This is a genomic window from Pseudomonas sp. PSB18 (assembly GCF_014596565.1).
In the GTDB taxonomy this organism is placed as follows: domain Bacteria; phylum Pseudomonadota; class Gammaproteobacteria; order Pseudomonadales; family Pseudomonadaceae; genus Aquipseudomonas.
This window is the reverse complement of sequence record NZ_NOIN01000003.1, coordinates 587,913-601,881: the sequence shown is the minus strand read 5'-3', so window position 1 is coordinate 601,881 and position 13,969 is coordinate 587,913. Positions and strand designations below refer to the sequence as shown.

General features: G+C 59.3%; 13 protein-coding genes and 2 tRNA genes. 14 read left to right on the top strand and 1 reads right to left on the bottom strand.

Annotated features, from left to right (window positions below; all coding sequences use genetic code 11):
* Positions 1-6: 6 nt before the first annotated feature.
* The 5 genes from dapB (at position 7) to CGA22_RS10490 (ending at position 6,444) form a co-directional block, all read left to right on the top strand.
* Positions 7-813 carry a 4-hydroxy-tetrahydrodipicolinate reductase gene (dapB, locus tag CGA22_RS10510; RefSeq protein ID WP_041025001.1) on the top strand — a complete coding sequence of 269 codons (807 nt, stop codon included), beginning with the start codon at positions 7-9 and terminating at the stop codon, positions 811-813.
* Positions 814-1,068: 255 nt separating this feature from the next.
* On the top strand, positions 1,069-2,205 hold the full coding sequence (gene carA, locus CGA22_RS10505; protein ID WP_041025000.1) for a glutamine-hydrolyzing carbamoyl-phosphate synthase small subunit: 1,137 nt from the start codon (positions 1,069-1,071) through the stop codon (positions 2,203-2,205).
* A 105-nt stretch (positions 2,206-2,310) separates the two neighbouring features.
* Positions 2,311-5,532 carry a carbamoyl-phosphate synthase large subunit gene (gene carB, locus CGA22_RS10500; RefSeq protein ID WP_041024999.1) on the top strand — a complete coding sequence of 1,074 codons (3,222 nt, stop codon included), beginning with the start codon at positions 2,311-2,313 and terminating at the stop codon, positions 5,530-5,532.
* A 2-nt stretch (positions 5,533-5,534) separates the two neighbouring features.
* Positions 5,535-6,011 (top strand): transcription elongation factor GreA, encoded by a 477-nt coding sequence (gene greA, locus CGA22_RS10495; protein WP_030139783.1) that lies wholly within the window; start codon positions 5,535-5,537, stop codon positions 6,009-6,011.
* A gap of 28 nt (positions 6,012-6,039) precedes the next feature.
* The gene (locus CGA22_RS10490) at positions 6,040-6,444 is read left to right on the top strand and encodes a hypothetical protein (RefSeq protein ID WP_041024998.1); all 405 of its coding nucleotides are present in this window, start codon (positions 6,040-6,042) and stop codon (positions 6,442-6,444) included.
* Between the two features lie 10 nt (positions 6,445-6,454).
* Here the strand turns inward: CGA22_RS10490 and CGA22_RS10485 are convergent, their stop codons facing one another.
* On the bottom strand, positions 6,455-6,763 hold the full coding sequence (locus tag CGA22_RS10485; protein ID WP_041024997.1) for a YhbY family RNA-binding protein: 309 nt from the start codon (positions 6,761-6,763) through the stop codon (positions 6,455-6,457).
* Between the two features lie 105 nt (positions 6,764-6,868).
* On the opposite strand from CGA22_RS10485, the gene rlmE reads away from it, so the two are divergent.
* The 9 genes from rlmE to rimP all read left to right on the top strand — a co-directional run bounded on the left by rlmE (position 6,869) and on the right by rimP (position 13,926).
* Positions 6,869-7,519 carry a 23S rRNA (uridine(2552)-2'-O)-methyltransferase RlmE gene (gene rlmE / locus CGA22_RS10480; protein ID WP_041024996.1) on the top strand — a complete coding sequence of 217 codons (651 nt, stop codon included), beginning with the start codon at positions 6,869-6,871 and terminating at the stop codon, positions 7,517-7,519.
* Between the two features lie 190 nt (positions 7,520-7,709).
* Complete coding sequence (ftsH, locus tag CGA22_RS10475) at positions 7,710-9,620, top strand: ATP-dependent zinc metalloprotease FtsH (protein ID WP_041024995.1); 1,911 nt, start codon at positions 7,710-7,712, stop codon at positions 9,618-9,620.
* Between the two features lie 8 nt (positions 9,621-9,628).
* Positions 9,629-10,480 (top strand): dihydropteroate synthase, encoded by an 852-nt coding sequence (folP, locus tag CGA22_RS10470; protein WP_041024994.1) that lies wholly within the window; start codon positions 9,629-9,631, stop codon positions 10,478-10,480.
* A 16-nt stretch (positions 10,481-10,496) separates the two neighbouring features.
* Positions 10,497-11,834, top strand: a complete 1,338-nt coding sequence (gene glmM, locus CGA22_RS10465) for a phosphoglucosamine mutase (RefSeq protein ID WP_041024993.1) — start codon at positions 10,497-10,499, stop codon at positions 11,832-11,834.
* Between the two features lie 66 nt (positions 11,835-11,900).
* Positions 11,901-12,656 (top strand): triose-phosphate isomerase, encoded by a 756-nt coding sequence (gene tpiA / locus CGA22_RS10460; RefSeq protein WP_041024992.1) that lies wholly within the window; start codon positions 11,901-11,903, stop codon positions 12,654-12,656.
* A 4-nt stretch (positions 12,657-12,660) separates the two neighbouring features.
* On the top strand, positions 12,661-13,044 hold the full coding sequence (secG, locus tag CGA22_RS10455) for a preprotein translocase subunit SecG (RefSeq protein WP_024779946.1): 384 nt from the start codon (positions 12,661-12,663) through the stop codon (positions 13,042-13,044).
* A gap of 22 nt (positions 13,045-13,066) precedes the next feature.
* Positions 13,067-13,152: transfer RNA gene (locus tag CGA22_RS10450), tRNA-Leu, on the top strand.
* 99 nt (positions 13,153-13,251) lie between these two features.
* Positions 13,252-13,328, top strand: a tRNA-Met gene (locus CGA22_RS10445).
* A gap of 139 nt (positions 13,329-13,467) precedes the next feature.
* A complete protein-coding gene (gene rimP / locus CGA22_RS10440; RefSeq protein ID WP_024779945.1) occupies positions 13,468-13,926 on the top strand; it encodes a ribosome maturation factor RimP in 459 nt (152 codons plus the stop codon).
* Positions 13,927-13,969 lie beyond the last annotated feature (43 nt).

The following is a 13,969-nucleotide window of genomic DNA, read 5'->3' as shown; positions in this document are numbered from 1 at the left end:
GGTCGCATGCGACGTATAGCTGTGATGGGCGCCGCTGGGCGCATGGGCAAGGCGTTGGTGGAGGCGGTGCAGCAGCGCTCGCCGCTCTCCGGCCTGACGGCTGCCATCGTTCGACCTGACAGCACGTTGGTCGGTGCCGATGCGGGTGAGTTGGCGTCGCTGGGGCGCATCGGTGTGCCGATGTCCGGTGGCCTGGAAAAAGTGCTCGACGAGTTTGATGTCCTGATCGATTTCACCTTGCCGGAAGTGATGCTGAAAAACCTCACCATCTGCCGCAAGCACGGCAAGGCCATGGTGATCGGTACCACTGGGTTGGACGCTGCTCAGAAGCAGCTACTGGCCGATGCGGGCAAGGACATTCCGATCGTGTTCGCGGCGAACTTCAGCGTCGGTGTGAACCTGTCGCTGAAGCTGCTCGACCTGACCGCCCGGGTCCTGGGGGATGACGCCGATATCGAGATCATCGAGGCGCATCACCGGCACAAGATCGACGCGCCTTCGGGAACCGCCTTGCGTATGGGCGAAGTGATTGCCGATGCGCTGGGGCGCGACCTGCGGGCCGTGGCTGTCTATGGGCGCGAGGGGCATACCGGCGCCCGTGAGCGAGAGACCATTGGTTTCGCCACGGTACGCGGTGGTGATGTGGTGGGGGATCACACGGTGCTGTTCGCCACCGAGGGCGAGCGCCTGGAGATCACCCACAAGGCTTCCAGCCGGATGACCTTCGCCAAGGGTGCCGTCCGGGCCGCGCTGTGGCTGGATGGTCGCGAACCTGGTTTGTACGATATGCAGGACGTACTCGACCTGCGTTGATGTCAATGAGAACGGGGTTCAGGGTATACTGCACCCCGTTTTACACCGCTTCGCGACGCCCTGTCGCATTCTCCTGCCTTTAAGGCTCATTAGCGGTGGACCAAAAAAGCCTTTTTCTGTAAGCTACAGCTTTAGTGTGTCCACTAAAAGCGCGCAGAATAATTCAGTGAAAAAGCGGGGTGACGTGTCCATACGTCACTCCGCTTTTTTACAACCTGCGATCGCCCTTTCAGGCTTTATTTACGGGAGGTCTTCTTGACTAAGCCAGCCATACTCGCCCTTGCTGATGGCAGCATTTTTCGCGGCGAAGCCATTGGAGCCGACGGTCAGACCGTTGGTGAGGTGGTGTTTAACACCGCAATGACCGGCTATCAGGAAATTCTTACCGATCCTTCCTACGCCCAGCAAATCGTCACCCTGACTTACCCGCACATCGGCAACACCGGCACTACACCGGAAGATGCCGAGTCCGACCGCGTCTGGTCTGCCGGCCTGGTCATCCGTGACCTGCCACTGGTAGCGAGCAACTGGCGTAACACGATGTCCCTGTCGGATTACTTGAAAGCCAACAACGTCGTGGCGATCGCTGGTATCGACACCCGTCGCCTGACCCGCATCCTGCGGGAGAAGGGCGCGCAGAACGGCTGCATCATGGCCGGTGACAACATTTCTGAAGAGGCCGCCATCGCCGCCGCCCAGGGTTTCCCTGGCCTCAAGGGCATGGACCTGGCGAAAGTCGTCAGCACCAAGAAGCAGTACGAGTGGCGTTCCTCGGTCTGGAACCTGAAGACCGACAGCCACCCGACGATCGAAGCGTCCGAGCTGCCGTACCACGTGGTGGCCTACGACTACGGCGTCAAGGTGAACATCCTGCGCATGCTGGTCGAGCGCGGTTGCCGCGTGACCGTGGTGCCGGCGCAAACCCCGGCGGCTGACGTACTGGCCCTCAACCCCGATGGCGTGTTCCTGTCCAACGGCCCGGGTGACCCTGAGCCTTGCGACTACGCGATCCAGGCGATCAAGGATGTGCTGGAAACCGAGATCCCGGTGTTCGGCATCTGCCTCGGTCACCAACTGCTGGCCCTGGCGTCGGGCGCCAAGACTCTGAAGATGGGTCATGGTCACCACGGTGCCAACCACCCGGTCCAGGACCTGGACACCGGTGTCGTCATGATCACCAGCCAGAACCACGGCTTCGCGGTGGACGAGGCGACCCTGCCAGCCAACGTGCGGGCGATCCATAAATCGCTGTTCGACGGTACGCTGCAAGGCATCGAGCGCACCGACAAGAGCGCGTTCAGCTTCCAGGGCCACCCTGAAGCGAGCCCGGGCCCGAACGATGTGGCGCCGCTGTTCGATCGCTTCATCAATGAGATGGCCAAGCGACGCTGACCGCGTGAAGCCCGAGGGCGGCCCCGCGTGCGGCGGCCCCCGCGGGCGCTTCAAAGATTGTTCGACGGCCTAGCCGACTGACCTGCGGATTTGAGTGACAAACCCATGCCAAAACGTACAGACATAAAAAGCATCCTGATTCTCGGCGCTGGCCCGATCGTGATCGGCCAGGCCTGCGAATTCGACTACTCCGGCGCCCAGGCCTGCAAGGCCCTGCGCGAAGAGGGTTACCGCGTCATCCTGGTGAACTCCAACCCTGCCACCATCATGACCGACCCGGCCATGGCCGACGCCACCTACATCGAACCGATCAAGTGGCAGACCGTTGCCAAGATCATCGAGAAAGAACGTCCTGATGCACTGTTGCCGACCATGGGCGGCCAGACGGCGCTGAACTGTGCCCTGGATCTGGAGCGCGAAGGCGTCCTGGAAAAATTCGGTGTGGAAATGATCGGCGCCAACGCCGACACCATCGACAAGGCCGAAGATCGTTCGCGCTTTGACAAGGCGATGAAGGCCATCGGCCTGGAATGCCCGCGCTCGGGCATCGCCCACAGCATGGAAGAGGCCAATGCGGTCCTCGAGAAGCTTGGCTTCCCGTGCATTATCCGTCCGTCCTTCACCATGGGCGGCACGGGTGGTGGCATCGCCTACAACCGCGAAGAGTTCGAAGAAATCTGCGCCCGTGGTCTGGACCTGTCGCCGACCAAGGAACTGCTGATCGACGAATCCCTGATCGGTTGGAAAGAATATGAAATGGAAGTTGTCCGCGACAAAAAGGACAACTGCATCATCGTCTGCTCCATCGAAAACTTCGATCCGATGGGTGTGCACACCGGCGACTCGATCACCGTCGCACCGGCCCAGACCCTGACCGACAAGGAATACCAGATCCTGCGTAACGCCTCCCTGGCGGTCTTGCGTGAGATCGGCGTAGAAACCGGCGGCTCCAACGTCCAGTTCGGCATCTGCCCGGATACTGGCCGCATGGTGGTCATCGAGATGAACCCGCGGGTTTCCCGTTCGTCGGCCCTGGCTTCGAAAGCCACTGGTTTCCCGATTGCCAAGGTCGCTGCCAAACTGGCCGTGGGTTATACCCTGGACGAACTGTCGAACGACATCACCGGCGGCAAGACCCCGGCCTCCTTCGAGCCGTCCATCGACTACGTCGTCACCAAGCTGCCACGCTTTGCCTTCGAAAAATTCGCCAAGGCCGACGCCCGCCTGACCACCCAGATGAAGTCGGTCGGTGAAGTCATGGCCATCGGCCGGACCTTCCAGGAATCCCTGCAGAAAGCCCTTCGCGGCCTGGAAGTGGGTGTCTGCGGCCTCGATCCGAAGCTGGACCTGAGCAACCCGGAAAGCATGAGCGAGCTCAAGCGCGAGCTGACCGTGCCGGGCGCCGAGCGTATCTGGTACGTGGCCGACGCCTTCCGTGCCGGCATGACCGTGGAGCAGATCTTCGGCATGAACATGATCGATCCTTGGTTCCTGGTGCAGATCGAAGATCTGATCAAGGAAGAGGAGAAGGTCAAGACCCTGGGCATGTCCAGCATCGACCGCGACATGATGTTCCGCCTCAAGCGCAAGGGCTTCTCGGACCAGCGCCTGGCCAAATTGCTGGGTGTGACCGAGAAGAGCCTGCGCGCTCATCGTCACAAGCTGGAAGTGTTCCCGGTCTACAAGCGCGTCGACACCTGCGCGGCCGAGTTCGCCACCGACACCGCCTACCTGTACTCCACGTACGAGGAAGAGTGCGAAGCCGCGCCATCGACGCGCGACAAGATCATGATCCTGGGCGGCGGTCCCAACCGTATCGGCCAGGGCATCGAGTTCGACTATTGCTGCGTACACGCCGCACTGGCCCTGCGCGACGACGGGTACGAGACCATCATGGTCAACTGCAACCCGGAAACCGTGTCCACCGACTACGACACCTCCGACCGTCTGTACTTCGAGCCGGTGACCCTGGAAGACGTGCTGGAAATCGTCCGTGTCGAGAAGCCGAAAGGCGTGATCGTCCAGTACGGCGGCCAGACTCCATTGAAGCTGGCTCGCGCCCTGGAAGCCGCTGGCGTACCGATCATCGGTACCAGCCCGGATGCCATCGACCGCGCCGAAGACCGTGAGCGCTTCCAGCAGATGGTCGAGCGCCTGAACCTGCGTCAGCCGCCAAACGCCACTGTGCGCAGCGAAGACGAAGCGATTCGTGCCGCCGCCAAGATCGGTTATCCGCTGGTGGTGCGTCCATCCTATGTACTGGGCGGCCGTGCGATGGAAATCGTTTACCAGGAAGAAGAGCTCAAGCGCTACCTGCGTGAAGCGGTCCAGGTGTCCAACGACAGCCCGGTGCTGCTGGATCACTTCCTCAACTGCGCCATCGAGATGGACGTGGACGCGGTCTGCGACGGCAAGGACGTGGTGATCGGCGCGATCATGCAGCACATCGAACAGGCCGGTGTTCACTCCGGTGACTCCGCATGCTCGCTGCCGCCTTACTCGCTGCCGGCGCACATCCAGGACGAGATGCGCGAGCAGGTCAAGAAAATGGCCCTGGAACTGGGTGTGGTCGGTCTGATGAACGTGCAACTGGCGCTTCAGGGCGAAGACATCTACGTCATCGAAGTGAACCCACGCGCTTCCCGGACCGTGCCGTTCGTCTCCAAGTGCATCGGTGTCTCCCTGGCAATGATCGCTGCCCGCGTCATGGCCGGTAAGACCCTGGCGGAGCTGAACTTCACCAAGGAGATCATTCCGAACTTCTACAGCGTGAAAGAGGCGGTGTTCCCGTTCGCCAAGTTCCCAGGCGTCGACCCGATCCTCGGCCCGGAGATGAAATCCACCGGTGAAGTGATGGGCGTTGGCGACACCTTTGGCGAAGCGTTCGCCAAGGCCCAGATGGGCGCCAGCGAAGTCCTGCCGACAGGCGGCACGGCGTTCATCAGCGTGCGTGATGACGACAAGCCACTGGTTGCAGGTGTGGCCCGTGATCTGATCAACTTGGGCTTCGAAGTGGTCGCCACTGCCGGTACCGCCAGGCTGATCGAGGCGGCGGGCCTGAAAGTGCGCCGCGTGAACAAGGTGACTGAAGGACGTCCGCATGTGGTCGACATGATCAAGAATGACGAAGTCACGCTGATCATCAACACCACTGAAGGCCGTCAGTCGATCGCCGACTCCTACTCCATTCGTCGCAATGCGCTGCAGCACAAGATTTATTGCACCACCACCATTGCTGCGGGCGAAGCGATCTGCGAAGCGCTCAAGTTCGGTCCCGAGAAGACCGTCCGTCGCTTGCAGGATCTACATGCAGGATTGAAGGCATGAGCATAACCAAGTACCCGATGACTGTTCAGGGCGCGAAGGCCCTGGAAGAAGAGCACGCTTTCCTGACCAAGGTCGAGCGCCCGCGCTTGAGCCAGGCCATTGGTGAAGCGCGTGAACTGGGCGATCTCAAGGAAAACGCCGAATACCATGCCGCTCGTGAAGAGCAGGGCATGGTCGAGGCGCGGGTGCGTGACATTGAAGGTCGCATGCAGAACGCAGTGATCATTGACGTCACCACCATCCCCCACACCGGCAAGGTGATCTTCGGCACTACCGTGGAAATCGCCAACGTCGAGACGGATGAAAGCGTCACTTACCAGATCGTGGGTGAGGATGAAGCTGACATCAAGCTGGGCAAGATTTCCGTCGGTTCACCGATTGCTCGTGCCTTGATTGCCAAGGAAGAGGGCGATGTGGTGGCAGTGAAGACGCCCGGTGGCGTCATTGAGTATGAGATTGTCGAAGTCCGCCACATCTGAACGAAGGCGCCCGCTGCGTGCGGGTGCCATGCTTTGGCAACTGGCCCAGATGTTGTGGGTTGGTGGCCTTTGGCTGTTGCACATCGGCCTGCTGCCGGTGCTGGGGCGAATCGGCCTGGCACCGCTGCTGATCGACGAAATTGTGGACATGCTGACGGCACTGATGGTGGCGTTTTCAGCGGTCTGTGTGATATTCCAGGCTTTGGTGCTGGTTCAGGCCGAGGGCCGTGCGAGCCTATGGCGCGACATTCGTGGGCAATTGCTGCTCATGTCGTTGTATGCCTGTGGAATGTTTCTGGCGGTGAGCCTCGGCTGGCCGGATGCGAGCCAATGGCGGGTGTTCAGCTACGTGGTGCTGGGGCTTTCCGGATTGGTGCTGGTGTTGCAACCGGTGCCTGGATGGAGTGGCAGGGTGCGCGAAGCGCACCCTTGACCCTTTGGCATTACTTGAAGCGGTGTACGTTCGACAATTGCTTGTTGACGCTGAAATTCTTGCGATACAGCAATGCCATCTTACCGATGACCTGTACCAGGTCCGCCTTGCCGGTCTTGCACAGTTCTGCAACGGCGGCCAGGCGGGCTTCACGGTCGAGGATGTTGAGCTTGATCTTGATCAGCTCGTGATCGCTCAATGCGCGCTCCAGCTCGGCCAGTACACCTTCAGTCAAGCCGTTGTCCGCCACAATCAGAACCGGTTTCAGGTGGTGGCCAATGGATTTGTATTGTTTCTTCTGCTCTTGAGTGAGCGGCATAATCTGACCCCTGCGTCTGATCTTGTAAAAAAGCGGCGGCCAGTTTACCCGAGCGAGTCCGGGACCGCCCACTTAATCACGACCCGTTTTATGTAGAGGTGGCCTGTGGCCCGTTCCAAGACTAGCCTGAACTGGCTCAAAGAGCATTTCAACGATCCATACGTCAAGATGGCGCAGAAGGACGGCTATCGTTCTCGTGCCAGCTATAAATTGCTGGAGATCCAGGAAAAGGATCGATTGATCCGCCCGGGCATGACCGTAATCGATCTCGGCGCCGCGCCGGGCGGGTGGTCCCAGGTGACCAGTCGTCTGATCGGTGGTCAAGGACGATTGATCGCTTCCGACATCCTGGAGATGGACAGCATCCCCGATGTGACCTTCATCCAGGGCGATTTCACGGAAGACGCCGTCCTGGCAAAAATTCTGGAGGCCGTCGGAAATACGCAGGTTGACCTTGTGATTTCCGATATGGCCCCCAATATGAGTGGATTAGCGGCTGTCGACATGCCTCGTGCAATGTTTCTCAGCGAGCTGGCCCTGGATCTTGCCGGGCGGGTTCTGCGTCCGGGCGGTGATTTTCTGATCAAGGTCTTCCAGGGAGAAGGCTTCGACGAATACCACAAGGGCATCCGCAAACTGTTCGACAAGGTGCAGATGCGCAAGCCATTGTCGTCCCGTGACCGCTCCCGCGAACAATATCTGTTGGCGCGCGGCTTTCGCGGAGGAGAAGGTTCGGGCAGTGATGAGCGTCTTTGAAGGACCTCGATAGTTTTTTTTGTTTCGCCTTGCAAGCGCCGCGTACTGAAAATGATGCGGCAGGTTTCACAAAGGGTTACAGACGGCGCCTGCCAGAGTCGTAGGTAATGTAGTAAGTTAGGCCGGTGAATATCATGCGAAGCTCGCGCCGATAGCGGAGCCAGCTTCAGAGGGTAGTTAATTGAACGATATGGCAAAGAATCTGATCCTGTGGTTGATCATCGCCGCTGTCCTTGTGACCGTGATGAACAACTTCTCCAGCCCTAACGAGCCACAGACCCTCAACTATTCCGACTTCATTCAGCAGGTCAAGGATGGCAAGGTCGAGCGCGTTGCCGTCGATGGCTATGTCATCACCGGCAAGCGTACCGATGGCGACAACTTCAAGACCATTCGTCCGGCTATCCAGGACAACGGCCTGATCGGCGACCTGGTGGACAACCATGTCGTGGTCGAAGGCAAGCAGCCTGAGCAACAAAGTATCTGGACCCAGCTCCTCGTGGCCAGCTTCCCGATCCTGGTGATCATCGCGGTGTTCATGTTCTTCATGCGCCAGATGCAGGGCGGTGCCGGCGGCAAGGGCGGGCCGATGAGTTTCGGCAAGAGCAAGGCCAGGCTGCTTTCCGAAGATCAGGTGAAAACCACCCTGGCCGACGTCGCGGGTTGTGACGAAGCCAAGGAGGAAGTGGGCGAACTGGTCGAATTCCTGCGCGATCCGGGTAAGTTCCAACGCCTGGGCGGTCGTATCCCCCGTGGCGTGCTGATGGTCGGCCCTCCGGGTACCGGTAAAACCTTGCTGGCCAAGGCCATTGCCGGCGAAGCCAAGGTGCCGTTCTTCACTATTTCCGGTTCCGACTTCGTTGAAATGTTCGTTGGCGTGGGTGCCAGCCGTGTTCGTGACATGTTCGAGCAGGCCAAGAAGCACGCACCCTGCATCATCTTCATCGACGAAATCGACGCTGTCGGCCGTCACCGTGGCGCCGGCATGGGCGGCGGTCATGACGAACGTGAGCAGACCCTCAACCAGTTGCTGGTGGAGATGGACGGTTTCGAAATGAATGACGGCATCATCGTCATCGCCGCCACCAACCGTCCAGACGTGCTCGACCCTGCGCTGTTGCGTCCGGGCCGCTTCGACCGCCAGGTCGTGGTGGGGCTGCCGGATATCCGCGGTCGTGAACAAATCCTCAAGGTCCACATGCGTAAAGTGCCAATGGGTGACGATGTTGCGCCAGCGGTCATCGCTCGTGGCACACCGGGCTTCTCCGGTGCCGACCTGGCGAACCTGGTCAACGAAGCGTCGCTGTTTGCCGCTCGCGGCGGTAAGCGCGTCGTGGAGATGAAAGAGTTCGAGCTGGCTAAAGACAAGATCATGATGGGTGCCGAGCGCAAATCCATGGTCATGTCGGAGAAAGAAAAGCAGAACACGGCTTACCACGAGGCGGGTCACGCCATCGTCGGTCGCGTCGTGCCGGAGCATGATCCGGTCTACAAGGTGTCGATCATCCCGCGCGGTCGTGCGCTGGGTGTGACCATGTTCCTGCCGGAAGAAGATCGCTACAGCCTGTCCAAGCGAGCGCTGATCAGCCAGATCTGTTCGCTCTACGGTGGCCGTATCGCCGAAGAAATGACGTTGGGCTTCGACGGTGTAACCACCGGCGCGTCGAACGACATCATGCGTGCCAGCCAGATTGCACGAAACATGGTGACCAAGTGGGGTCTTTCCGAGAAGCTCGGTCCGTTGATGTATGCCGAGGAAGAGGGCGAAGTGTTCCTCGGCCGTGGCGGCAGCGGCCAGCATGCAAGCTTCTCCGGTGAGACGGCCAAGCTGATCGACTCCGAAGTGCGCAGCATCATCGACCAGTGCTACGGCACCGCGAAGCAGATCCTCACGGACAACCGCGACAAGCTCGACGCCATGGCTGACGCCTTGATGAAGTATGAAACCATCGATGCCGAGCAGATCGATGACATCATGGCGGGACGTCCTCCTCGTGAGCCACGTGATTGGACCGGTGGCACGGGGACGCCTGGTACGCCTCCGGCGGTGCAGGGCGAGCGCCCGGAAACACCGATCGGCGGTCCCGCTGCTGATGTCTAAGGCTTGAAATGACTTCTGTTCAGTCCTCGACCCGGTTGCCTTGCGGCAACCGGGTTCTTGATTTGGCCCATGTACATGTCATGGGTATTCTCAATGTCACTCCCGATTCCTTTTCCGATGGCGGCCGATTTGGTCAGCTCGATGCTGCATTGCGACATGCCGAGGCCATGGTGGCCGCTGGTGCGACGCTGATCGATGTCGGTGGCGAGTCGACCCGGCCGGGCGCGCGGGCCGTTTCGCCTGTCGAAGAGCTGGAAAGAGTGGCGCCGGTTGTCGAGCGCATACACCGCGAATTGGATGTCATAATCTCGGTCGATACGTCCACGCCGGCGGTCATGCGCGAGACGGCTCGGTTGGGAGCGGGGTTGATCAACGATGTCCGCTCCCTGCAGCGAGATGGTGCCCTGGATGCCGCAGCGGCTACCGGGTTGCCGGTGTGTCTGATGCATATGCTCGGTGAGCCGGGAACCATGCAGAACGACCCTCACTATGGCGATGTGACCCGGGAGGTTGGCGAATTCCTGGTCGAGCGCATGAATCAATGCGCACAGGCGGGCATTCCTGCCGAACGGGTGCTGCTGGATCCCGGTTTCGGTTTTGCCAAGACGCTGGACCATAATTTGAGCCTGTTCAAGCATATGGAAGCCTTGCATGCCCTGGGTCGACCGCTGTTGGTCGGGGTTTCGCGAAAAAGCATGATAGGCAATGCCCTGGGGCGGCCGGTGGGCGAGCGGTTGTATGGCGGTCTCGCTCTCGCGGCACTGGCCATTACCAAAGGTGCACGCATATTGCGCGTGCACGATGTGGCCGAAACGATGGATGTCGTGCGGATGATCGCAGCAGTGGATTCAGCCGAATAAGAATGATGGAGCACTTATGAGCAAGAAATATTTTGGCACCGACGGTATCCGTGGTCGGGTCGGCGAATACCCTATTACCCCTGATTTCATGCTCAAGCTCGGTTGGGCTGCCGGCATGGCGTTCCGCAAGATGGGCGCCTGCAAGGTGTTGGTCGGCAAGGACACGCGAATTTCCGGCTATATGTTCGAGTCGGCTCTTGAAGCGGGCCTGACCTCGGCGGGTGCCGATGTGATGCTGCTGGGGCCGATGCCGACACCCGCCATTGCCTACCTGACGCGCACGTTCCATGCCCAGGCGGGTATCGTGATCAGCGCTTCCCATAACCCTCATGATGACAACGGCATCAAGTTCTTTTCTGGCAAGGGCACCAAATTGCCGGATGAAGTCGAGTTGATGATCGAAGAGCTGCTGGATGCACCGATGACGGTAGTCGAGTCGAGCAAGATCGGCAAAGTGTCGCGGATCAATGATGCCTCGGGTCGTTATATCGAGTTCTGCAAGGGCAGCGTGCCGACCGGCACCAGCTTCGAGGGGCTGAAAGTCGTCGTCGATTGCGCCCACGGTGCGACCTATAAAGTCGCGCCGAGTGTATTTCGCGAGTTGGGCGCCGAGGTGGTGGTGCTGTCTGCCCAGCCTAACGGGCTGAACATCAACCACAACTGTGGTTCCACCCATACCGACGCGTTGCAGGCAGCGGTCCTGGCCGAGCAGGCCGATCTCGGCATCGCCTTCGATGGCGATGGTGATCGGGTCCTGATGGTGGATCACACCGGGACTGTCGTCGACGGAGATGAGCTGCTGTTCATCATCGCGCGTGATCTGCATGAGCGCGGCAAGCTGCAGGGCGGTGTGGTCGGCACCCTGATGAGCAACCTCGGGCTGGAGCTGGCGCTTGCGGACCTGGATATCCCGTTCGTGCGGGCCAACGTGGGTGACCGCTATGTCATCTCCGAGCTGCTGGAGCGTAACTGGGTCATCGGGGGCGAGAACTCCGGTCACATCGTATGCTTCGATCACACCACCACCGGTGATGCGATCATTGCCGCTTTGCAGGTACTGATGGCGCTCAGGGCGCGCAACGAGAGTCTCGCGTTGTCACGCCAGGCATTGCGCAAATGTCCACAGGTGTTGATCAACGTGCGTTTCGGTGGCGGTGTGAATCCCATCGAGCATGCCAAGGTCCAGCAGGCCAGCGAGCGTGTGACGCAGGCGATGGCAGGGCGTGGGCGGGTGCTGTTGCGCAAGTCCGGTACGGAGCCCTTGGTGCGTGTCATGGTCGAAGGCGAGGACGAAGCGCAGGTCCGCGGTTATGCCGAAGAACTGGCGAAGCTCGTTACTGAAGTTTCTGCCTGAATTCGGCTTGCCAGTCATGAAACGGTTGGGTAACATCTGCGCCCACTTTGACCGACGAGGTACAGCATGCGTCGCCCTATGGTAGCTGGTAACTGGAAGATGCACGGTACCCGCGCCAGCGTCGCTGAGCTGATCAATGGCCTTCGTCATCTGGCCTTGCCAAGCGGTGTTGATGTCGCGGTATTCCCGCCTTGCTTGTATATCAATCAAGTGATTGATGGCTTGAAGGGTAAGTCGATTTCGGTCGGCGCGCAGAATTCTGCGGTGGAATCCATGCAAGGTGCGCTGACTGGTGAGATTGCACCGAGTCAGCTGGTGGATGCAGGTTGTTCTCTGGTTCTTGTCGGGCACTCCGAGCGTCGCCAGATCATGGGTGAGCAGGACAAGGCCCTGATTCGCAAATTTGCAGCGGCTCAGGCCTGCGGTCTGACTCCGGTGTTGTGTGTAGGGGAAACCCTCGAACAGCGTGAAGCCGGGAAGACTCTTGAGGTTGTCGGGCGTCAGCTGGGCAGCATCATCGAGGACCTGGGTGTCGGTGCTTTTGCAAAGGCAGTCATTGCTTACGAGCCGGTCTGGGCCATTGGCACCGGGCTGACTGCTTCGCCGCAACAAGCGCAGGATGTGCACGCCGCCATCCGCGCCCAGTTGGCGGCAGAGAATTCTGAAGTGGCACGAGGTGTGCGGCTTCTATACGGCGGCAGCGTGAAGGCGGCCAATGCGGTCGAACTGTTCGGCATGCCGGATATCGATGGGGGGCTCATTGGTGGAGCGTCCCTGAATGCAGATGAGTTCGGTGCGATCTGTCGCGCCGCGGGAAACTGAAAAAATGCTGGAAACAGTCGTAGTCGTTTTTCATCTGCTGGGTGCATTGGGCGTAGTTGCTCTGGTATTGCTGCAGCAGGGTAAAGGTGCGGATGCTGGTGCGTCTTTCGGTGCAGGTGCTTCAAATACTGTGTTCGGAAGCCAAGGTTCCTCTACCTTTCTTAGTAAGTTTACTGCTATACTTGCCGCCGGTTTCTTCATGACCAGCTTAGGGTTAGGTTACTTTGCTAAAGAGAAAGCTCATGAGCTGACTCAAGTAGGTTTGCCAAGCCCGGCGGTGTTGGAAGCGCCAAAGCAAAAACCGGCTTCTGATGATGTCCCGGTGCTTCAAGAGCAAAAGTCGGCCAACCCGGCGACTGACGTACCTCCAGCTCAAGAGCAGAAGTAAGAAGGTTTCAAACGCTGTATTTGCCGAGGTGGTGGAATTGGTAGACACGCAACCTTGAGGTGGTTGTGCCCATAGGGTGTAGGGGTTCGAGTCCCCTTCTCGGTACCAATTGAATCAGGAAAGCCCGCAATAGCGGGCTTTCTTGTAGGTGGAAGGGTTACATTGACCCTGTAAAGGATCGGTCGTATACTTCCGCCCCAGCTTTGTCGCGGGATGGAGCAGCCTGGTAGCTCGTCGGGCTCATAACCCGAAGGTCGTCGGTTCAAATCCGGCTCCCGCAACCAGTTTTAGGGCCCCTTCCAAGGGGCTTTTTGTTAGCTGGACACTTTATAACGCCGCTGTTCAACGGCGTTTCAGGGATGGGCGATTCGCCCATTTTTTTTTATTTGCACAGCATGCACAAACATGCACGAGGGGGTTCAGGTGTCGAGCAAGCTAGAACAGTTGCAGGCCTTGTTGGCCCCGGTGGTCGTGGCCCTTGGCTATGAATGCTGGGGTATTGAGTTTTCGGCTCAAGGTCGCCACTCACTGTTGCGCGTTTATATCGATAAGGAAGGCGGTGTGTTGGTGGATGATTGCGCCATCGTCAGCCGTCAGATCAGCGGTGTGCTGGATGTTGAAGATCCAATCAGCACCGAATACACCCTTGAGGTTTCCTCGCCCGGCATGGAACGCCCACTGTTCAGCCTTGAACAGTTTGCTTCGTTTGCCGGTGAACAAGTGAAGATCAAGCTGCGCTCGCCCTTCGAGGGTCGACGCAACTTTCAAGGCCTTCTGCGCGGTGTAGAAGAGCAGGACGTCGTGGTGCAGGTAGATGACCATGAGTTCCTGTTGCCGATCGATATGATCGACAAGGCCAACATTATTCCCAGTTTTGACTGATACGTGCCAGATACTGCGGATCCCGCGGATCCAATGGCTTGCG

What these genes read in the sequence shown, in the direction of transcription:
- glmM (WP_041024993.1), top strand. Translation starts at nt 10,497, where the DNA reads ATGAGCAAGAAATATTTTGGCACCGACGGTATCCGTGGTCGGGTCGGC.
- secG (WP_024779946.1), top strand. Translation starts at nt 12,661, where the DNA reads ATGCTGGAAACAGTCGTAGTCGTTTTTCATCTGCTGGGTGCATTGGGC.
- carB (WP_041024999.1), top strand. Translation starts at nt 2,311, where the DNA reads ATGCCAAAACGTACAGACATAAAAAGCATCCTGATTCTCGGCGCTGGC.
- ftsH (WP_041024995.1), top strand. Translation starts at nt 7,710, where the DNA reads ATGGCAAAGAATCTGATCCTGTGGTTGATCATCGCCGCTGTCCTTGTG.
- folP (WP_041024994.1), top strand. Translation starts at nt 9,629, where the DNA reads ATGACTTCTGTTCAGTCCTCGACCCGGTTGCCTTGCGGCAACCGGGTT.
- dapB (WP_041025001.1), top strand. Translation starts at nt 7, where the DNA reads ATGCGACGTATAGCTGTGATGGGCGCCGCTGGGCGCATGGGCAAGGCG.
- CGA22_RS10485 (WP_041024997.1), bottom strand. Translation starts at nt 6,763, where the DNA reads ATGCCGCTCACTCAAGAGCAGAAGAAACAATACAAATCCATTGGCCAC.
- CGA22_RS10490 (WP_041024998.1), top strand. Translation starts at nt 6,040, where the DNA reads ATGCTTTGGCAACTGGCCCAGATGTTGTGGGTTGGTGGCCTTTGGCTG.
- tpiA (WP_041024992.1), top strand. Translation starts at nt 11,901, where the DNA reads ATGCGTCGCCCTATGGTAGCTGGTAACTGGAAGATGCACGGTACCCGC.